This is a genomic window from Klebsiella sp. K5-204 (genome assembly GCF_030128585.1).
Classification (GTDB): Bacteria; Pseudomonadota; Gammaproteobacteria; order Enterobacterales; family Enterobacteriaceae; genus Klebsiella; species Klebsiella quasipneumoniae.
Window position 1 is genome coordinate 92,708 of sequence record NZ_JAKUZS010000004.1, and the last position, 20,089, is coordinate 112,796.

At 59.8% G+C, this 20,089-nt stretch carries 20 protein-coding genes; 9 read left to right on the forward strand and 11 right to left on the reverse strand.

All coding sequences use genetic code 11. From position 1 onward, the window contains the following. Positions 1–798 (forward strand): 2-aminoethylphosphonate ABC transport system, membrane component PhnV, encoded by a 798-nt coding sequence (phnV, locus tag MKR05_RS12000; RefSeq protein ID WP_101989627.1) that lies wholly within the window; start codon positions 1–3, stop codon positions 796–798. A 316-nt stretch (positions 799–1,114) separates the two neighbouring features. On the opposite strand, the gene MKR05_RS12005 is transcribed toward phnV, so the two are convergent. The 4 genes from MKR05_RS12005 to MKR05_RS12020 all read right to left on the reverse strand — a co-directional run bounded on the left by MKR05_RS12005 (position 1,115) and on the right by MKR05_RS12020 (position 4,689). Further along, entirely contained in the window at positions 1,115–2,494 is a 1,380-nt protein-coding gene (locus tag MKR05_RS12005) for a carbohydrate porin (RefSeq protein WP_048335625.1), read from the reverse strand. Between the two features lie 145 nt (positions 2,495–2,639). Beyond that, the gene (locus MKR05_RS12010; RefSeq protein ID WP_004205145.1) at positions 2,640–2,942 is read right to left on the reverse strand and encodes a PTS lactose/cellobiose transporter subunit IIA; all 303 of its coding nucleotides are present in this window, start codon (positions 2,940–2,942) and stop codon (positions 2,640–2,642) included. A 98-nt stretch (positions 2,943–3,040) separates the two neighbouring features. Further along, positions 3,041–4,363, reverse strand: a complete 1,323-nt coding sequence (locus MKR05_RS12015) for a PTS sugar transporter subunit IIC (protein WP_023291424.1) — start codon at positions 4,361–4,363, stop codon at positions 3,041–3,043. An 11-nt stretch (positions 4,364–4,374) separates the two neighbouring features. Then, a complete protein-coding gene (locus MKR05_RS12020) occupies positions 4,375–4,689 on the reverse strand; it encodes a PTS sugar transporter subunit IIB (RefSeq protein WP_023291423.1) in 315 nt (104 codons plus the stop codon). On the opposite strand from MKR05_RS12020, the gene MKR05_RS12025 reads away from it, so the two are divergent. From MKR05_RS12025 to MKR05_RS12040, 4 genes are all read left to right on the forward strand, one after another. Further along, positions 4,682–4,999, forward strand: coding sequence for a hypothetical protein (locus MKR05_RS12025; protein WP_124070018.1), 318 nt, complete (start codon positions 4,682–4,684; stop codon positions 4,997–4,999). The genes MKR05_RS12020 and MKR05_RS12025 overlap by 8 nt on opposite strands. Further along, a complete protein-coding gene (locus tag MKR05_RS12030) occupies positions 4,983–5,924 on the forward strand; it encodes a LacI family DNA-binding transcriptional regulator (RefSeq protein WP_032429020.1) in 942 nt (313 codons plus the stop codon). The genes MKR05_RS12025 and MKR05_RS12030 overlap by 17 nt, the downstream gene beginning before the upstream one ends. A 211-nt stretch (positions 5,925–6,135) precedes the next feature. After that, positions 6,136–7,506 carry an aromatic acid/H+ symport family MFS transporter gene (locus MKR05_RS12035; RefSeq protein WP_023291421.1) on the forward strand — a complete coding sequence of 457 codons (1,371 nt, stop codon included), beginning with the start codon at positions 6,136–6,138 and terminating at the stop codon, positions 7,504–7,506. A gap of 13 nt (positions 7,507–7,519) precedes the next feature. Next, positions 7,520–8,782 (forward strand): gallate dioxygenase, encoded by a 1,263-nt coding sequence (locus tag MKR05_RS12040; protein ID WP_023291420.1) that lies wholly within the window; start codon positions 7,520–7,522, stop codon positions 8,780–8,782. On the opposite strand, the gene MKR05_RS12045 is transcribed toward MKR05_RS12040, so the two are convergent. Continuing rightward, positions 8,779–10,005 (reverse strand): LysR family transcriptional regulator, encoded by a 1,227-nt coding sequence (locus tag MKR05_RS12045; RefSeq protein WP_023291419.1) that lies wholly within the window; start codon positions 10,003–10,005, stop codon positions 8,779–8,781. The two genes, MKR05_RS12040 and MKR05_RS12045, sit on opposite strands and share 4 nt — an antisense overlap. A 127-nt stretch (positions 10,006–10,132) precedes the next feature. Between MKR05_RS12045 and galB the strand changes: the two genes are divergently transcribed. The 4 genes from galB to MKR05_RS12065 are packed head-to-tail and all read left to right on the forward strand — an operon-like array spanning position 10,133 to position 13,539. After that, the gene (galB, locus tag MKR05_RS12050) at positions 10,133–10,873 is read left to right on the forward strand and encodes a 4-oxalmesaconate hydratase (protein ID WP_012540275.1); all 741 of its coding nucleotides are present in this window, start codon (positions 10,133–10,135) and stop codon (positions 10,871–10,873) included. Next, positions 10,870–11,583: a 4-carboxy-4-hydroxy-2-oxoadipate aldolase/oxaloacetate decarboxylase gene (locus MKR05_RS12055; RefSeq protein WP_023291418.1), complete on the forward strand. Its 714-nt coding sequence runs from the start codon at positions 10,870–10,872 to the stop codon at positions 11,581–11,583. The genes galB and MKR05_RS12055 overlap by 4 nt, the downstream gene beginning before the upstream one ends. A gap of 1 nt (position 11,584) precedes the next feature. Then, positions 11,585–12,670, forward strand: coding sequence for a 4-oxalomesaconate tautomerase (locus tag MKR05_RS12060; protein WP_044525076.1), 1,086 nt, complete (start codon positions 11,585–11,587; stop codon positions 12,668–12,670). Positions 12,671–12,672: 2 nt separating this feature from the next. Next, on the forward strand, positions 12,673–13,539 hold the full coding sequence (locus MKR05_RS12065; RefSeq protein WP_049013491.1) for a DUF1932 domain-containing protein: 867 nt from the start codon (positions 12,673–12,675) through the stop codon (positions 13,537–13,539). A 3-nt stretch (positions 13,540–13,542) separates the two neighbouring features. Here MKR05_RS12065 and MKR05_RS12070 read toward each other — a convergent pair whose 3' ends face one another. The 6 genes from MKR05_RS12070 to eefC form a co-directional block, all read right to left on the reverse strand. After that, on the reverse strand, positions 13,543–13,833 hold the full coding sequence (locus MKR05_RS12070) for a YicS family protein (protein ID WP_023291415.1): 291 nt from the start codon (positions 13,831–13,833) through the stop codon (positions 13,543–13,545). Positions 13,834–13,939: 106 nt separating this feature from the next. Continuing rightward, positions 13,940–14,842 (reverse strand): DMT family transporter, encoded by a 903-nt coding sequence (locus MKR05_RS12075; RefSeq protein ID WP_004205129.1) that lies wholly within the window; start codon positions 14,840–14,842, stop codon positions 13,940–13,942. A gap of 152 nt (positions 14,843–14,994) precedes the next feature. Continuing rightward, on the reverse strand, positions 14,995–16,425 hold the full coding sequence (gene murP, locus MKR05_RS12080; RefSeq protein WP_023291414.1) for a PTS N-acetylmuramic acid transporter subunit IIBC: 1,431 nt from the start codon (positions 16,423–16,425) through the stop codon (positions 14,995–14,997). Positions 16,426–16,449: 24 nt separating this feature from the next. Further along, the gene (gene murQ / locus MKR05_RS12085) at positions 16,450–17,352 is read right to left on the reverse strand and encodes an N-acetylmuramic acid 6-phosphate etherase (protein WP_087827822.1); all 903 of its coding nucleotides are present in this window, start codon (positions 17,350–17,352) and stop codon (positions 16,450–16,452) included. Between the two features lie 162 nt (positions 17,353–17,514). Further along, positions 17,515–18,678, reverse strand: a complete 1,164-nt coding sequence (locus MKR05_RS12090; RefSeq protein WP_023291412.1) for a multidrug effflux MFS transporter — start codon at positions 18,676–18,678, stop codon at positions 17,515–17,517. Between the two features lie 45 nt (positions 18,679–18,723). After that, positions 18,724–20,088 (reverse strand): multidrug efflux RND transporter outer membrane subunit EefC, encoded by a 1,365-nt coding sequence (eefC, locus tag MKR05_RS12095; RefSeq protein ID WP_087827821.1) that lies wholly within the window; start codon positions 20,086–20,088, stop codon positions 18,724–18,726. Position 20,089: the final 1 nt, after the last annotated feature.

Here is a 20,089-nt window from a genome sequence, read left to right on the forward strand (position 1 = left end):
ATGTTGATTTGGTCGCGTAAAGGCCGTGCGGCGGCGGGCGCGCTGGCGGTGACGCTCTTTGCCGGCATCTTCCTGCTGCCGCTGGCGGTGATTTTGCTCTCCAGCCTGAGCCAGCAGTGGAACGGCCTGCTGCCCACCGGCTTTACCTTTGCCCACTTTGTTAACGCTTTTCGCGGCGCGGCGTGGGATTCGCTGTTTTCCAGCCTGATGGTGGGCTTCTGCGCCAGCCTGCTGGCGCTGCTGTGCGGGATGTGGGCGGCGCTGGCGCTACGCCAGACGGGCGCGAAGCTGCAGAAATATTTTGGGTTGATGTTTTATCTGCCCAGCGCCATCCCCTCGGTTTCCGTGGGACTGGGCATTCTGGTGGCCTTCAGCCAGGGGCCGCTGCAGATGAATGGCACCTTCTTTATCGTCCTGGCGGCGCATTTCGTGCTGATCTCGGCCTTTACCTTCAGCAACGTGACCACCGGGCTGGCGCGAATTTCCGCTGATATTGAAAACGTCGCCTCCAGCCTGGGCGCTTCCCCGTGGTACCGCCTGCGCCATGTGACGCTGCCGCTGATGACGCCATGGATGATCTCGGCGCTGGCGCTGAGTTTATCGCTGTCGATGGGGGAGTTGGGAGCGACGGTGATGATCTATCCGCCGGGCTGGACCACCCTGCCGGTGACCATTTTCAGCCTGACCGATCGCGGTAATATCGCCGATGGCTCGGCGCTGACCATCGTGCTGGTGGGCGTCACGCTGCTGTTGATGATGAAGCTGGAGCGCATCGCCCGTCGTTTGTGTCAGAGATAAAGAGTGGATGTCGTCATGCGGGGCTGGCGCCTGACCGCCCGGCGGCGCTCCGCTTGCGCGGGCCTACGAGAGGAAGGTGGTTTTCTGTAGGCCGGATAAGGCATTGATGCGGCCATCCGGCACTACCGCAGGTATGGAGCTTGAAGTGTCCTGCCCGGCGGCGCTGCGCTTGCCGGGCCTACAGGGGGAGCCCGCAGGAAGGAACGTAGGCCGGATAAGGCATTTATGCCGCCATCCGGCATAAATGGAGCGCACCAGTCGTAGCCCGGCTAAGCGTAGCGCCAGCCGGGAACGCTCCTTCGACAACGCTATCGCATCAGAACCACGCCTCAAACATCCCGCCGACGTTCAGCGAATCCAGCTGCTGGTCTTTGGTGCCGTTGACCTTCGCGGTATGCTCGTTGTCCACCTGACCGCCGGTCACGTAGAAGCGCAGCATCGGACGGAACTCCGGCCCCATGCCGATGGCGATGTTCTGCGACAGCGTCAGCTTCCAGCCGTGGTTATCCCCGCCCTGGTCGTAGTCCACGCGCTGGTAGCCCGCTTCCAGCCAGGTGGAGTGCACGTCGTTCCAGAAGTACATCGGCCGCACGATGGCGCCGTAGTTTTTGCGGTTGTCGGTATTATCTTTGCCGTTGTCGTAGTCGTGGAAGGCCAGCAGATATTCCACCTGCGCCTGCTGGGTGAACTTATGGCTGCCCTCGAAGCTGGCGTAGACCGTGGTCAGGTCGTCGGTTTTGTTGTAGACGCTGTTATCCGAGTTGTCGGAGTAGCGCAGGATCACCTTGTTCACTCCGCTGTCGTTGGTGTGGCTCAGCACCAGGCCGCCCTGCCAGGCTTCGAGACGCGCGTCGCTGTCCACCGCCTTCGAGTCAAAGCCGTAGTTGGCGTACACCTCGACGTCGATCGGCCCGGCCTTGATGTTGTGGGTTTTGGTGGTCAGCGCGTAGTGGCCGTTGTCCCCGGTGTCGGAGCTGCCGGTACAGGTGATGCGCGACGGGTTGGTCTCGTCGGCCATCACTTCCGGGCTACAGGATTTCACCTGCGAGACCGTCGCCACGTCGAACTGCACGCCGCCGATATCAAAGTTCTTCACCCCGGCGCCCTGGCCGTCGTGGTTCATCCAGAAGTAGTCGTTGATCCCCTGTTGCGGACGCTGGTGGAAGTCGCGGCCGGCCCAGATATAGGCGTTGGGGTTGGATTCCAGCACGTTGGTGACGCCGACGTAGGCCTTCTTCAGGTTAACCTCGTCGCTCCAGTGGTCGAACATGACGTTGAGATCCCAGATAGCCCCCTGCGCGCTTTTGAAGGCTTTGCTGATCTGGAATTCGCCGCCGTTGCTTTCGTTGCCCAGACGACCGATCGCCGAGGCGCCGTTATAGGAGCCGTCGACGCCGACATATTTCTGGTCGCCGGTCTGGAAATGGGCGCCATAGCGGGCATAGCCGCTGAACTTGAGGCCGAACGGAATCGCCACATCCGGCGAGGCGGCGGTGGTCTGCGGGTTGGTAATGACGTCGACCTTTTTGTCGGCCGCGGCGTCAATTTTCGCCTGGCGGTCGGCCAGCGCTTTATCAACGGCTTTGGCGACAATGGCGTCGATCTGTTCCTGAGTAAATTCTTGCGCCATTACGGAAATTGGGCACAGCGCGGCGACAACCGCCATGGCTAAAGGCAGTTTTTTCACAGTATTCATGGTTATCTCGCTTTAATAATTAATATATTTCAGATAATAACCATCCCATTCTGGCTAAAATAAATAACCAAAATAAGCTGATTTGTTTTTTTAGGGTACAGCGACGCCGGAGAGTAATATTCTCGCTGACGTTATTCCATATTAATTAACGCTGGTACAGATGGATTAATTCTTCTGAGAACTCGCGGGCCAGCAGCGAATTCATCAGATGATCCTGGGCATGTACCATAATAAGCGTCATAGGCTGACGCGCTTCACCGGCATCCTGCTCGATGAGCTGGGTCTGCATCTGATGCGCCCGGCGGGCGTAACCGTCGGCCTCATTTAAGAGTAAACGCGCTTCGTCGATATTTCCGGTTCGGGCCGCATGCAGCGCTTCAAAACATAATGAGCGTGACTGTCCCGCATTGACGATAATTTCCATTACCGCATCTTCTAATTCAATCATGTGTATTCCTGAGGTCTTTATTATTTAATAATGCAGTGAAAGTCCTTTTTCTGCATTATGACGCTGTCATCATATTATCTCTCCGGGGCGGAGAGGAATTAGCTAACGGTTTCTGCCACCGGAACGCTATTTTTGGTTTTCTCAACTTCGGTTTTCATTAAGGAACGTTCATAGGCGCGCAGGAACGGCAGGTAAATCACCGCCGACATCACCATGCAGATAAGGCACATCACTACCGGGCTCAGCGTCCAGTTGGCCGCCCACGAGGCGCCAATCGGTGCCGGCGTGGTCCACGGAGTGAGAGACACCACCTGGCTCAGCCAGCCAAGACGCGTCGCGCCGTAAGCCAGCACCGCGTTGACCATCGGTACGCAGACGAAGGGGATAAACATCATCGGGTTCATGATGATCGGCGCCCCGAACAGGATCGGCTCGTTGATATTAAAGAAGCTCGGCACGATGCCCATCTTGCCGATGGTGCGCAGATGAGTGGCCCGGCTACGCAGCAGCAGGAAGGCCAGCGGCAGGGTCGAACCGACGCCGCCAATCAGCAGATAGTGATCCCAGAAACCCTGCAGATAGACGTGCGGCAGCACCGTGCCGGCCGCCAGCGCCGCCTGGTTTGCCGACAGGTTGGCCATCCAGAACGGGTTCATAATGCCGGTGACAATCAGCGAGCCGTGGATCCCGGCGAACCAGAAAATCTGGCACATCAGAACGGAGAGCAAAATCGCCGGCAGCGAGTCGGAGGCGGAAACCAGCGGCTCCAGCAGATGCATGATCGCCTGCGGCAGGATCATCCCGGTCTGCGCTTCGATAAACAGGTTCAGCGGATGCAAAGTACCAATCACCACCAGCACCGGGATCAGGATTTCAAATGAACGGGCGACGCCGGTCGGCACCTCTTTCGGCAGACGGATGGTGATGTTGTTTTGCTTCAGCCACGCGTAGACGCGGGTGGAATAGATGGCGGTGATCAGGGCGGTAAAAATGCCCTGGCCGGACAGATACTGAGTGGAAATTTTACCATCGGCATAGGGCGCGGCGACCAGCAGGAAGGCCATAAACGCCAGCAGACCGGACATCACCGGATCGAGCTGAAACTGACGACCGAGGCTGGCGCCAATGCCGACCGAGATAAAGAAGGTCATTACGCCCATGCTGAGGTTAAACGGCAGCATCAGCTGTTCGCGGTAGTGCTGGGAGAAATCGAGCCAGCCGCGGGCAAAGCCGTTGGTGGTATCGGGTGAAAACGGCGGAAAGATAAATACCAGCATGAAAGAGCCGATGATCATAAACGGCAATGCGGCAGTGAAGCCATCGCGGATAGCGATAACATATTTCTGCTGCCCAAGGCGTCCTGCCAGCGGAGTAATAGATTGCTCGATCACGGCAATCATGGACTGATACAGAGAACTCATTTCAACACCTCTCAGTGCGCCGCTGGGATCAGCGACAGAGCATAATTCAGGACGTTGTCTCCCCGCTGCATGCCGTAGTCCATCGTATCGATGGGCTGAACCGGAATGTTGAGGGAAGCCGCTTTGTCAGACAGGGTTTTCAACATGTATTTCACCTGGGGGCCAAGCAACACCACCTGATACTGCGGAAACTGGATGTCAAATTCGGAAACGCCATAGGCGTCAATCTGCACCGGCAGATCACGTTCATTCGCCGCCTCCACCATCTTTCTGACCAGCAGACTGGTGGACATTCCGGCAGAACAGCACAGCATAATCTTGTACATCGACGACCATCCTCAAAATGTAAAAAGTTATTGCGTGGATGATTTGATATCAGACGGAAACCGGTTTCCATTTATAAAAAGCAGAACTGTGATAGTGGTCAAGATCTCCTGCTTATGGGGCGGATTTATTGGATTTGGCTCACATTATTCTGTCGATTTGGCGATGTTTTGCGCTGAAATGGAAAATCGGTTTCCAAACAAATGGCGAAATGGATATACTGCGCTGGTCATAATTGAAGCGATTCAGGTTTACGGGATTTTAGCGGGGCGCGGCGCCCGCGCAGGGGAAAATGATGTCGACAATCAATGATGTTTCACGACTTGCCGGGGTTTCCAAAGCCACGGTGTCGCGAGTGTTGAGCGGCTCACGTGGCGTGAAGGAGGCCAGTCGTCAGGCGGTGCTGCAGGCGGCGGAAACGCTCAATTACCGGCCAAACATGATAGCCCAGTCGTTGCTTAGCCAGTCCACCGGCTGCATCGGCGTCATCTGCGCCCAGGACAATATCAATCAAACCACCAGCTATCTCTACGCCCTGGAAAAACAGCTCAGCCAGCACCAGAAGCACCTGCTGCTGCGCTTCGCCAACACCAGCAGCGGCGTGATGAACTCGCTGGAGGAGTTGACCTGCGGGCTGTGCGATAACGTGCTGATCATCGGCGCGCGTTTTCCTCTGAATATTAACCGCCCGGACGTGGTGCTGGTGGACTGCCTCGACAGCGAGGGCGAAAACAGCATTCAGTTCGATCACGCCTTCGCCGCCGAAACCGCCTGTCACTATCTGATAAGCCAGGGCAGAAGGCAGATTGCGCTGATCCATCCCCAGAGCAGCGGCTTCGCCGATCAGGTGCTGCTGGGCTACAAGCACGCGCTGGAAAAAAACTTTTTGCCGTTTAATCGCAATCTGGTGTTTCTGGATAACACCTCGCCGTCGGTGGCGGTGCAGGAGCTGGTCAATAACGCCACGACGCTGAACTTTAACGCGCTGCTGGTGAGCGATGAACAGCAGGCACAGCGCGTGGTGCCGCAGCTGCAGGCGTTTAACCGCGCCGTTCCGCAAAATGTGATGGTGTTTAGCCTCGCCGGATCGTTACAGCTGCCCGGTATCCCGACTATCCCGGCGATTGAATATTCCATGGACGCGATGGCGTCGCGGATCGTCAACTGGTTGACCGAGAAAACGGACAACCCGGGCGGCAGTCCGCTGCGCGGCGATTTAATTATTCCGAAGCACTGATCGTCGCTCTTGCCCTGACCCGCCGCCGTTGGCTGCGGGTTTTTTAATGGCTGTTTTTTGTCGTATCCCTCACATTATAAATAAAACTCATATCTGTCGCCGGGTTTTCGAACCGGACAGCCTGCGTGACCTGCCTTAAGTTGAGTACGAAAGTTCCACTCAAAAAACACTAACCAGAACATTCGTACCGCCTGCTTGAGGAAGTCACCCTATGAATCACATGAACGTTGTCGATGTGAAAGCGTGGATAGATGCCCGCCCGGTCTCGCGCTTTCAATGGAACGTGCTGCTGCTCTGTTTCATCATCATTATGCTGGATGGGTATGACGCCGCGGTGATGGGCTTTGTCGCCCCGGCGCTCATCGAGGACTGGGGCATCAGCCGGGCTGAAATGGGGCCGATTCTTGGGGCGGCCATGTTCGGCGTCGCCATTGGCGCGCTGGTGGCGGGCCCGCTTTCTGACCGCTACGGCCGAAAGCGCATTTTACTCTGGTCGGTGGCGTTGTTTGCGCTGTTCAGCCTGGCCGGCGCCGTGGCGCAAAGCCCATCGCAACTGGCGCTGATGCGTTTTCTTACTGGCCTTGGACTTGGCGCGGTGATGCCCAACTGCGTCACGCTGGTGGCGGAATATATGCCGGAGCGGCGTAAAGGGGTGATGATCACCCTGATGTACAGCGGTTTTAACGTGGGTTCCGGCCTCGGCGGCTTTATCGCCGCCGGATTGTTATCGCATTACAGCTGGCATTCGGCGCTGATTTTTGGCGGCGTGCTGCCGCTCGTGGTGCTTCCCTTTATGATCGTGATGTTACCTGAGTCGGCAATGAGCATGGTGGCGCGCCGATTACCTGGCGAGCAGATCGCCAGGGCGCTTAACCGGCTTGGGGGCCAGTTTACGGCTGAAACCGTTTTCCAGCTGAATGCGCCGCCCATCACGCGGAGCAGTAAAGTGGCGCAGCTGTTCCGGCATGGCTATGCCCGCGGCACGATAGCGCTGTGGCTGACCTATTTTATGGGCCTGTTCGTGATATATCTGCTGAACGGCTGGCTGCCAACCATTCTTCGCTCCGGCGGGTTGTCGCTGCAGCAGGCGGCGATGATGACCGGCTTGTTCCAGCTTGGTGGCCCGCTGGGCGGGATCCTTGTCGGTATGCTGATGGATCGTGCCTCGGCGAAAGCGGTGATTGCGGCAACCTATTTTCTCGGCTGCCTGTGCTTGATGTCCCAGGGGTTGATGGATTTCGGATCGGCGGCGCTATCGGTGCTGATTTTTATCAGCGGGATGTGCATTAACGGCGCGCAGAACGGTCTGCAGGCCTATTCGCCAGCCTATTATCAAACCGAAATCCGCGCCACCGGCGTCAGCTGGATGCATGGTATCGGCCGTACCGGCGCTATTCTCAGCTCCACGCTGGGCGGGATGCTGATGCTGGCCGTACCGGGACACTCCTCGATCTTTTTAGTGCTTGCGCTACCGGCCTGCCTGGCGGGGATCTGTATTTTGTTGCACCGTATGAATCACGCTAAGCCTCGACTCACAGAGGCAGAACTGGACGCTTTGTCATCCCCCCTGGAACACCGATAAGTGGAGTTATCAGATGGCTAACATTCTCGGCGGTATCGCCGTCTCTCATACCCCGACTATCGGCTTCGCGGTCGATCATCATAAACAGCAGGACCCGGCATGGTCGCCGATCTTCCAGAGCTTCGAACCGCTGCAGCGCTGGCTGGAGGAGAAAAAACCGGATGCGCTGGTGTACATTTTTAATGACCATGTGACCGCCTTTTTCTTCGATCACTATTCGACTTTTACGCTGGGAATCGACAATCAATATGACGTTGCCGACGAGGGCGGCGGACCGCGCTGCCTGCCCCCGGTACAGGGCAACGCGGCGCTCTCAAGGCACATAGGCGCCAGCCTGATGGCCGATGAGTTTGATATGTCGTTCTTTATGGATAAAAAGCTCGACCACGGCCTTTTCTCGCCGCTTTCGGCGCTGTTGCCCTGGGATGAAGAGCAGGGGTGGCCGACGGCGGTGATCCCGTTACAGATCGGCGTGCTGCAATTTCCGGTACCAAGCGCGCGTCGTTGTTACAAACTCGGCCAGGCGCTGCGGCGGGCGATTGAAAGTTTCCCGGAAGATATCAATGTGGCGATTGTCGCGACCGGCGGGCTCTCTCATCAGGTCCATGGCGAGCGCTGCGGATTTAATAATCCTGAGTGGGACGCCCAGTTTGTTGACATGCTGGTTAATGACCCGGAAAAGCTTACCGAAATGACCCTTGGCGAATATGCCGAACTGGGGGGAATGGAGGGGTCTGAGGTGATCATGTGGCTGGTGATGCGCGGCGCGCTATCAGCCAATGTCACCGAAACCTGGCGCGACTATTACCTGCCGTCGATGACCGGTATCGCTACGCTGATCCTTGAGAACAATGCGCGCATGCCCCCCGTCGATACCCTGACGCGCCATCGCCAGCATATGGCGCAGCAGTTGGCCGGGGTGGAGAAACTGCCGGGAACCTATCCTTTTACCCACGAGCGCAGCCTGAATGGCTTGCGGCTTAACCGTTTCCTGCATCGGCTGATTGAGCCTGCCTGGCGCGAACGTTTTCTGCAGTCGCCTCAGTCGCTTTATGCCGAAGCTGGACTGAGTGAGGAGGAAAAGCAGTTGCTCAACGCACGCGACTGGCGTGGATTGATTCAGTACGGCGCCAGTTTCTTCCTGCTGGAGAAAATGGGCGCGGTGGTCGGCGTATCCAACCTGCATATTTACGCCGCGATGCGCGGGCAGACGCTGGAGGCGTTTCAGCAAACGCGTAACCAACAGGTAACTTACTCAGTGGCGGGTAAACGTTAAACGGTCCCGCCCTGAACCTGCTGATAAATAAAACGCAACAGCGCCTGCGTCGCCGGGGAGGGCAGGCTGCCGGCGCGAAACGTCAGTCCGATACGCCGGGTGGTATCAGGCAGGGGGACCGGCAACACGCTGAGCAGCCCGTTGTCTGTCTCAAAACGCATCTGGCTGGCGGAAACCGCCGCCAGCATGTCTGAGTCCCTCAGCAACCCTCGCACCATCGCCGCATCCCCGGTCTCCACCGTCGGCTGAGGCAGCGGCAATCCTAAGGTGACAAACGCCCTATCCAGCAAATGGCGTGCCGGGGCGTTGGCGCGCGGTAGCACCCATTGCGCTGTCGCCAGCTGGCTACGCGGGTCTGGATGGCGTAGCAGTGGGTGGTTATTACGCAGTAAAATCAGCATATCCTCTTCGAATAACGCCTCGCTACAGAGGTCCGGTAGATCTTCATCCTGGCGCAGCGCACCGATAATAAAATCGATATTACCTGCCCGCATATCGGCGACCAGCGACTCATACGGGCTTTCATTGGTCATGAGAGTAATGCCCGGGTGCTGTGCCAGAAAGGCGGCGATGGCGGTGGGCAGTAGCCGGGTGCGACTCAGCGGCAGAGCGCCAATACGCACGGTGCCCTCCAGTACCCCACGACGGGCGGCGAGATCGCTCCAGATATTTTCCAGTTCGTTGAGCGCTCTGCTGACCGGCGGATAGAGCAGTTCTGCGGCAGGCGTGGGGCGTACCCCTTCTGGCGTTCGGCGAAACAGCGCCGAATCCGCCCCTTTTTCCAGGACCTTCAGCGCGGCGCTGACCGCCGGTTGGGTGATCCCCAACTGTTGCGCGACGGTTTGGGTATGGTTGACGTGATAGAGCTGAATAAAAATGGCTAACCGGCGGGTATTGAACAGCCAGCCGGCGTCCGCCAGGGGGCCGCTGGTGCGGGTATGGTGTTTCTGCAATAGCGCCGGAATGGCCTGCAGGTCGTCAATCGCCCGCCGGGCGCGCGGCAGGATGCACTTGCCATACTCGGTGGGCACCATGCCGCTGTAATGGCGTTCGAATAGCGTGACGTTCAACGCGGCTTCAAGATCGCGGATAGCCCGGGTTATCGCTGACTGCGTGCGGAATAAGTCATCGGCAGCACGCGAAACGCTTCCGCGCAGCGCGACCTGACAGAAAAAACGCAGCTGCATGATATTTATGATTTTATTGTGCATTCTCTTCAGCATTATTCGTCAGGCCTGATACAGTGAGTGAGTCGACAACATAAATAAAAATCATAGCCTTCGCAAGTTAACGAATTACCTCCCAACGGCGGGACATGACAAGCTGAAAAAAACAACAGAGGAAGCCATCATGTCTCATCCGGTTAGCGAAAAAAGTGCCCTTGTCGTCAGCGCCCACTCGGCCGATTTCGTTTGGCGCGCGGGCGGTGCGATAGCCCTGCATGCCCTGCAGGGCTATCAGGTCCATGTGGTCTGTTTGTCCTTTGGCGAGCGCGGCGAGTCCGCCAAACTATGGCGTAAAGGCAACATGACGGAGGAGGCGGTGAAGCAAGTCCGTCGCGAAGAGGCGCAGGCTGCTGCCGAGATCCTGGGCGCCAGCGTCGAATTCTTTGATATCGGCGACTATCCGCTGCGCGCCGATAAAGAGACGCTATTTCGTCTGGCGGATGTGTATCGCCGTATCCAGCCCCACTTTGTCCTGACGCACTCCCTGCACGATCCCTATAACTACGATCATCCGCTGGCCTCCCATCTGGCTCAGGAAGCACGGATTATCGCCCAGGCAGAGGGCTATCGCCCCGGTGAGAAAATTGTCTCTGCTCCCCCGGTTTACTGTTTCGAACCGCACCAGCCGGAGCAGTGCAATTGGAAACCCGATGTGTTACTGGACATCACCGCCGTCTGGGAGAAAAAGTATCAGGCCATTCAGTGCATGCAGGGTCAGGAGCATCTGTGGGAATACTACACCCGCGTGGCGCTGCAGCGCGGGGTACAGGCCAAGCGCAATATCGGCATCACGGCCGCGCGCGATATCGTTCACGGCGAAGCCTTCCAGAGCATCTTCCCCCGCGTAACGGAGAACCTGGCATGAACCTGTTAAATAAAAAAGGCCTTGTGATCCGCCATCTGCCGCGCCATGACGAGGCGGTTTTGCGCCGCTGTGAGGCGGCCGGGGTGGCGACGCTTCATGAGGCCTGGGATCGTCAGGGGCTGATGGGGCCGACAATCCGTCCGATTCAGCAGGGTGTCAGTCGGGCGGGCAACGCGGTAACCGTGCTGGTGACGCCAGGTGACAACTGGATGTTTCATGTCGCGGTCGAGCAGTGCCGCGCCGGCGATATTCTGGTGGTGGCCCCGACGTCGCCGTGCGGCGATGGCTTCTTCGGCGATCTGCTGGCGACGTCTCTACAATCGCGCGGCGTGGTCGGTCTGGTGGGCGATATCGGCATTCGCGATTCGCAGACGCTACGGGAGATGGGATTCGCCGTCTGGTCTCGTCAGGTGTATGCCCAGGGAACAGTGAAAGAGAGCCTCGGTTCGGTTAACGTGCCGGTGATTTGCGCAGGCCAGCTTGTGCAGCCGGGCGATGTCGTAGTGGCTGACGACGACGGAGTCGTGGTGCTGCCGCACGCTCAGGTTCGTGATGTGCTTGATAAAGCGGAAGCCCGCATGAGTAATGAACTTGCGAAGCGTGAGCGGATGCGCCATGGCGAGTTGGGACTCGATATTTACGCTATGCGCCCGCGTCTGGCGGAAAAGGGGCTGCGGTATTACGACAGTGCTGATGAGGTGGAGGAGTAAGATGGCGCAACGTGGGATCCCTTGTCTGTGGATGCGCGGCGGCACCTCGAAGGCGGCCTGTTTTCTTGCTGACGATTTGCCTGCCGATCCGGCGCAACGTGATGCGGTGCTGCTGGCGGTGATGGGCTCGCCAGATCCCCGGCAAATTGACGGGATCGGCGGCGCCGATCCGCTGACCAGTAAAGTGGCGATTATTCGCCGCTCTGCACGGCCTGACGCCGATGTGGACTATCTGTTTGCCCAGGTGAACGTGGCGGGGGCCACGGTGGATTACGGCCAAAATTGCGGGAATATTCTTGCCGCCGTTGGCCCTTTCGCCATCGAGCGTGGGCTCGTTCCCCACGATGCGCCGCTTACTCGGGTGCGTATTTATATGGAGAACACGGGGCAACTGGCGGTGGCAGAGATCCCCTGCGATGCCGAGGGAGTCAACTACGTCGGCGAGAGTCGTATCGATGGTGTGCCGGGCAGCGCCAGTCCAATCCTGCTCCATTTTCTTGATGTGGCAGGCTCCAGCTGCGGGACACTGCTGCCGACCGGCAGGGTCCGCGACCGTTTTGATGGCGTCGAGGTGACCTGCATCGATAACGGGATGCCTGTGATCCTGCTGCGCGCTTGCGATCTGGGATGCACAGGCTATGAGACACGCGAACAACTGGATAATGATGACGCGCTTAAACGTCGCCTCGAGTCGATTCGTCTGCAGGCCGGGCCACTGATGCAGTTGGGTGACGTCAGCCAGCGTACGGTGCCAAAGATGACCCTGATCGCCGAGCCGCGACACGGCGGCGCCATCAGCAGCCGCACCTTTATCCCGCATCGCTGCCACGCGTCGATCGGCGTTTTTGGCGCGGTGAGTGTCGCCAGCGCCTGTCTGATCCCGGGCACTGTCGCGCAGGGCATGGCGCAGGTCGCGCCAGGCGAGACGCCGCTGCTCAGCGTTGAGCATCCGACAGGTGAATTTAGCGTGACGCTTCAGCTTGACGCTGATGGCGCCCTGGCAGGCTGCGGCCTGTTACGCACGGCGCGACTGCTGTTTGCTGGCGAAGTTTTTATTCCGGCCCGCGTCTGGCCGTGTGAGGAGTAATGATGACGACAATCGCGTTTATTGGTTTTGGCGAGGCGGGTGGCATTCTGGCGGCAGATCTGGCCCGTGAGCATGCGGTGACCATTTGGGATTGCAAGCTCAATGGCCCGGAGCGAGAGGCAATGGTCAGGAAAGCCAGTGAGTCGGGCGTTCAGGTGGGGAGTTCGCTGGCGCAGGCGCTGGAGAGCGCCACGCTGGTTTTTTCTACTGTGACCGCCGGTGAGGCGCTAAAGGTCGCGCAGCTGGCCGCCGCGCTGCTGCAGCCGGGGCAATATTTCCTCGATCTCAACTCCGTGGCGCCGGAGACGAAACGGCAGGCGGCTGGCCATTTTCTTCCCGGCGTTTACATTGATGTCGCGGTGATGGCGCCGGTGCCGCCGGCCCGATTGCAGACACCGTTATTGATCGGCGGGCCGCAGGCGGAGGCGATGGCGCCGCGTCTGCAGGGGCTGGGGCTGAACGCCCGCTATGGCGCCAGTACGGTGGGCCAGGTGTCGGCGATAAAAATGTGCCGCAGCGTGATGATCAAGGGTCTTGAAGCGCTCACCACTGAATGTCTGTTCGCGGCCCGTGAATATGGCGTCGAGGAGGAGGTGCTGAGCTCCTTGCATCATAGTTTCCCCTCTCTGGGCTGGACGGGGACGTTTCCCGACTATCTGATCAGCCGGGTGGCGGAACACGGAATTCGGCGCAGCGAAGAGATGGAAGAGGTGGTGAAAACCCTGCGTGACGTGGGTAGCAGCGGGGTCATGAGCAAGGCGATCGCGAGAAGCCAGCGCCAGCTTCCGCACCAGATGGCTGCCCGTAGCCTGAGCTACAGGCAGTTGACGCCGTTTGACTGGAGAACGCTGGTCGCCAGGCTGAAATAGTCGCTATTTGGCCGGACAGACGATTTTGTCGATCGCGGCCTGGTAGCTTTTCTGGTTATTGCGCTCTTTCGCCAGCGTTGCTTCGCGGACCGCGTTCTTGTTGCCGTCGGTCGCCAGCACGTTATTGGCAAAATCGTTGTCGCTGAGGTGGCTTGCTGGCGCGCATTTTTCCTTCACCGCTTTAAGCACCTGCTGCTTTTGCTGTTCGAACTGCAGGCTTTGCAGCGGTGATTCAGCCCACGCCGACGTGGCGCTCAGGGCGGTGACCAGGCATACCATCCAACATGCTTTCATCAGGCTTCTCCTTCCGTAATCGCTTCCGTCAACTATATGCGCAGGCGGGAAAACACGCAAATAGCGGTTAATTTAACTTGTTGAAAAGGCGTTTGTTATCATCGCCTCAGGCGGCTCTCACCCGCCGCCGCGAGTCGATGGCGATCAGCACCACCGAGGCCAGGATCAGCAGCGTGCCCAGCCAGTCCGGCAGCGTGAAGGTGATCCCCAGCAGCAGAAGCGACAGCAGGGCGCTGCTCAGCGGTTCGGCGCAGCTGAGGATCCCGGCTTTGGCGCCGCCAATCTTCTGCGCGCCGTTAAGATAAAGGCTGAAGGTCAGCGAAGTACCGATCACCACCAGGTAGAAAAAGGCTAACAGCAGGCTGCCGTTAACCACAAAATCGGTGCCCTGGCCGCCATAAAACGGCAGCAGCATCGCGCCGCCGAACAGCATGCTCCATCCCACGATCGGCAGCGTCCCGTAGCGGGCAATCAGCGTCGAGGGATAGGTGGTATAAAACGCGGCGGCAAACGCCGAGGCGATCCCCCAGAACAGCGCCGCCGGCGAAATCGACAGCGTCGTCGGGTTGCCGTGGGTCACCAGCAGAAAGGTGCCTGCCAGCGAGGTGCAGATAGCCCCCAGCACCAGCGGAGTGGGGCGCGCTTTACGGGCGAGGGCGAACCAGGCGACGATGATCGTCGGGGACAGGAACTGCAGCACCGTGGCCGTGGCGGCATTCGATTTTTCAATGGTCATCAGAAAGGTGAACTGCACGGTTAACGCGCCAAACAGCGAGAAAAACAGCAGGCTGACGGCGTCGCGGCGGTTTTGCAGCACGCGGAAAATGCGGTCGCCGTGAACAAAGCCGAGCATCAACAGGATCAGCCCGGCGAACAGCAGACGCGTCATGGTCAGAAACGGCGACGACATCTGGCTTTCCTGCATAATAAACTGCGCGCACACCCCGGAACTGCCCCACAGCACGGCGGCAATCAGTACGTTCAGCATCCCTTTTTTGCTGGAGCCCATCTTTTCCTCTGGCGAAATATGACAAAGGGGAATCATAGCATGCGCCCGCCCGGGGCGGCGGGGCAGGAAATGGTAGTCGGGCGCGGCGGTACAACTATTTTGCAGGCCCGGTAAGGCGAAGCCGCCGCCGGGCATTAACCGACAAACGCGCTCTAACTTAAATCGACATTTTTACTGCCGAACAGCCAGGTGAGCGCAAAGCCGCACAGGTAGGAGACCGCCAGTCCGCCGGCGTAGACCGCCATCCCGGCGTAAATCCCGCTGCCGGAGGTCATCAGCGGCAGCGCCACCAGCCCGGACGGACCAAACACCGTGTTCAGGCCGACCGGCAGCCCCAGCCAGGCGATCAGCCCGACGAAGAAGCCGCCGCAGGCGCCGCCGAGGCAGGCGGTGACAAACGGCTTCATCCGCGGCAGGGTGACGCCGTAGATTAGCGGCTCGCCAATCCCGAGGAAGCCCGGAATAATCGCCCCCTTAATCTGGGTTCGCAGCAGCGAATCGCGCTTCGCCCGCCAGAACAGCGCCAGCGCCGCCCCCACCTGCCCGGCCCCGGCCATCGCCAGGATTGGGAACAGCGAGTTAAAGCCCTGGGCATCCACCAGCGCAAAATAGACCGGGACAAACCCCTGATGGACGCCGAACATCACCGCCAGCAGGAACAGACCGGCCAGCACCGCCGAGCCAAACGGATTGCCGTTAAGATGCAGGAACAGCCACGACATGCCGGTAAACAACCAGCCGCCAATCGGCATGATCACCGTAAAGGTCACCGCGCCCATGATCAGCAGCGTCACCGCCGAGGTGAGGATCATATCGAGGTTGGCCGGCATGACCCGCCGCACCTGGCGTTCAACCCACGCCCCAAGGATGGCGGCGATCAATACGCCGATGATATTGCCGCGCGGATCGATACCGTGGCCGAAGAAGGTGGAGATCCCGGCGTAGACGCCGCTGGTCGCCTCCGGGTTGTAGCCCAGCACGAACAGCGAGGCGATAATCGCGCCGTTCACGCCGGAGCCGCCGAACGCCTTCTGGGCGTTATAGCCAATCAGGATACTCAGGAAGGTGAACATCCCTTTGCTGAATACCTTCATATAGCCAATCAGCGCCACCAGGCTGGCGTTCGGATGGGCGTTCTCCAGCACGAAAACCTGTTCCGCCAGGGTGGCGAAGCCCAGCAGCAGCCCGACGGCGATAAAGCCGGGGATCAGCGGCGTAAAAATGGTGGCGAATTTGGCGAGAAACTTCTGCACCGCGCTGGTCTGCTTGCCCTTCAGCGCCTGTTTTTTCTCCGCCGCGACGTCGGCCAGCGTCGGCGCGGCGGGCGCCTCCTCCAGCAGGCCGTTCATCATCTCGGCGGCGGTTTGCGCCTTGCCGGGGCCGAGCACCACCTGGAACTGCTCGTCGCTGACGATCACCCCCATCACGCCGTCAATCTGGCGTATGGCGGCGGTGTCGGCCAGGCCTTCATCGCGCAGGGTCAAGCGCAGGCGCGTCATGCAGTTGCCTGCCTGCGCGACGTTAGCGGCGCCGCCTGCGTGGGCGAGGATCCGCGCTATCATCTCTTTCGTTATTTTTGCCATTGCCCGTTACCTGTCTGTCGGCGCTCAGGTGTTGCTGAGCGCCTTGCGGATATAGCCGTTGTTCTTCGCCAGCAGCGACTGCGCCGCTTCGGCGCTTAAGTCCGCCAGCACCATCACGATCGCCGTTTTACAGTGGCGGCCGCAGGCCTCCAGCGCCTTCTGGGCAGTGGGACGATCGCAGTCGGTCGCCTCCATCACGATGGAAACCTGGCGCTCAATCAGCTTGGCGTTGGTCGCTTCGACGTCGACCATCAGGTTGCTGTAGACCTTGCCGACGCGGATCATCGCCCCGGTGGAGATCATGTTCAGCACCAGCTTCTGCGCGGTACCGGCTTTCAGGCGGGTCGAGCCGGTCACTACCTCCGGGCCGACCACCGGGGTGATGGCGACGTCCGCCAGCTGAGCCATTTCGCCATGCGGGTTACAGCTGACGATGGCGACAAAGGCATTCTGAAGATGGGCATACTCCATGGCGCCAATGACGTACGGCGTGCGTCCGCTGGCCGCCAGCCCCACCAGTACATCGCGGTTGCTGAAGTTCAGGTTCTGCAGATCCATCGCCCCCTGCGCTTTGTTGTCTTCCACGTTTTCCACGGCGCTGAGAATCGCTTTATGTCCGCCGGCGATGATCCCCACCACCTGCTCCGGGCGGGTGCCAAAAGTCGGCGGGCATTCGCTGGCATCGAGGATCCCCAGACGCCCTGAGGTGCCAGCGCCGATATAAATCAAGCGGCCACCGGCCTGCAGCGCCGTCGCGACCTTATCCACCACCTCGGCAATCTGCGGCAGATAGGGCGTAATCACCTGGGCCACCTGCTGGTCTTCCTGGTTTATCACCGTCAGCATCTCGAGGGTGGAAAGGGTGTCAATGTTGGCGCTGTTGGCGTTGCGTCGCTCGGTCAGCAGTTTGCTCAGGTCAATACTCATAGGAACCTCGTTATTCTCAGTCGTGCGCAGTATAAGGAATTATTTATTCCTTGCCTGTGAAGAGTATCACGATTAGTTCGAGGAGAATAATATGAGAATGGTAGAGATGGCGGGAAATAGTGCGGTAATCAAGGTGGAATATTTTATTACCGCACCTGGCGTTTAGCGCGCGCCGCGCGGCTGGCTGAGGCCCATCAGCAGCGCCAGCAGGTAGCAGATCGCCATCGCGAGGCTCATCTTCAGCATCGTTTCGCCGCCGAGGCCCGCCAACGGCGCGGCGATGCCGCCGAAAACAAACATCAGGGTGCCCATCAGCGCGGACGCGGTCCCGGACTGGGCGGCGTCGACGGCGCTCATCGCTTCCGCGCCGGCGACGGTACTGATGCCGCTCATCAGCGACACGGTAAAAAACAGGCCGACCAGCGCCAGAACCGGCAGCTGCAGCCAGGCAAACAGCAGCATGATCGCCGCGCAGCCCACCGCCAGCGTCAGGCCGCCGCGCAGCAGGCCTTCGGCGCTGAAGCGGCGCGCCAGACGGGAAAAGATCATCGCCGCGATAATCAGCCCGATACCGTTCAGACCAAACAGCAGGCTGAACTGCATGGCGCTCATGCCGTATTCGCTCTGCATTACGAAGGAAGAGGAGCCGATGTAGGAGAACAGCCCGGCCATCATAAACGCCTGAATCAGGCAGAAGCGCAGAAAACGACGATTCTTCAGCACCGGCTGGCCGGGCCGCTGGCGGGCGGCATGGGTCGCCGCGGCCGGGCGCGTTTCCCGCAGGATAGTCAGGCTCATGACCAGCAGCGCGCCGCCAATGGCGGCCATCGTCCAGAAGAGAATTCGCCAGTCGAAGGCGGTGATCACGTAGCCGCCCAGCACCGGGGACAGGACCGGCGCAATGCCGTTCACCGTCATCAGCAGGGCGAAAAACTGGGTCAGCAGGGTGCCCTGATATTTATCGCGGGCGATGGAGCGCGACAGCACCGAGCCGCCGGCGCCGGCGAAGCCCTGTAAAAAGCGCCAGACAATCAGCATGTTGATATCCCGGGTCAGGGCGCACATCGCCGAAGAGAAGATAAACAACAGCAGGGACAGCGCCAGCGGTTTCAGGCGGCCAATCCGGTCGCTCAGCGGGCCGAAAAACAGCTGACCCAGGCCGAGGCCAATCAGCGCGGCGGTCAGCGACAGCTGGGTCTGGGTGCTGGTGGCCTGCAGCTGCTGAGTGATCTCCGGCAGCGCCGGCAGATAAAAATCCGTGCACAGCGGCCCAATGCCCGACAGCAGGCCGAGGATCAGCGCCCAGGAGAGGGAAACACGTGGCATAACGATTCCTTACAGAAGCCGGGCGCGGTCGCCCGGCGGGTTAAATTAACTGGCGCCGCCGCCCAGCGACTGCCAGAGGGTGATCCGGTTATTGAGGTCGGTTTGCTGCAGGGACAGCAGCGTCGTCTTCGCCGACCACAGCGTGCGCTGGGCGGTGAGCACCGACAGATAATCGCCGACCCCAGCCTGATAGCTCTTCATGGCGATATCCAGCGAGGTCTGCTCGGCGGCGACATACTGTTGCTGGGCATCGAGCTCTTCATTTAGCGTTTCCCGGCGCGCCAGCGCATCGGCAACGTCCTTAAAGGCGCTCTGAATCGATTTCTCGTAGGTGGCGATCAGCCCCTTCTTCTCCGCTTCCGCATAGCGCAACTGTGCCAGGTTGCTGCCGCCGGTGAACAGCGGCAGGCTGATGGAGGGGGCGAACGACCACACCTGCATCCCGTGGCTGAACAGCGACGACAGCGAGTCGCTGCCGACGCCGGCGCTGGCGGTCAGGGAAATCGACGGGAAGAAGTTCGCCCGCGCCGCGCCGATATCGGCATTGGCGCTCTTCAGATTATGCTCCGCTTCCTGAATATCCGGCCGGCGCAGCAGCACCGACGATGACACCCCCGCCGGCACCAGGGCGATGCAGTTATCCCCGAGACTGTCGAGAGTGCCGGGCAGCAGGCTCTCCGGCACGGTTTCCCCCGCCAGCAGGTTAATAGCGTTTTTATCCTGCGCCACCAGCGTGCGGTAGCTGGCGACGCTGGCGCGCGCCTGCTGATAGACGCTTTCCGCCGAGCTTAAATCGCCGGCGGAGGCGGTGCCCACCGCCATCTGACGGGCGACGATGTTGCGCGAGTTTGCTGCGCTGTCCATGGTCTGCTGCGCCAGCGCCAGATTGCTGTTATCCGTCGCCAGCGTCACCCAGGCGGTGGTCAAATCGGCAATCATCGTCAGCCGGGTATTCTGCGCGGTGAATTCGCTGGCAAGCCAGGTTTCGCGCGCCGCGCGCGACAGGCTCTGGTTCTTGCCAAACAGATCCAGCTCGAAGCTGGAGACCGCCCCGTTGGCCTGCGAAGCGGAGCTCAGGCCGCTGGCCATCGTTTTGCTGCGGGTATGGCTCAGCTCGGCATCGACGGTGGGAAACAGCGACGCCCGCGTCTCGCCGTACTGGGCGCGCGCGGCCTCGATATCGGCCAGCGCCTTTTGCACATCGCGGTTGCTGTTCAGCGCGATACTGACCACTTTTTTCAGCCGCGCGTCATTGACCACTTTCTGCCAGTCGCCGACCACCGCCGTCGATTCGCCGTGCGCCCCGGGGAGGGTAGCCGGCACCGGCGCGGCCGGGCGATCATAATGCGGATCAAGCGAGACGCAGCCCGCGGTCAGGAGCGCGATAAACATAAAACTCAAACGAAACATA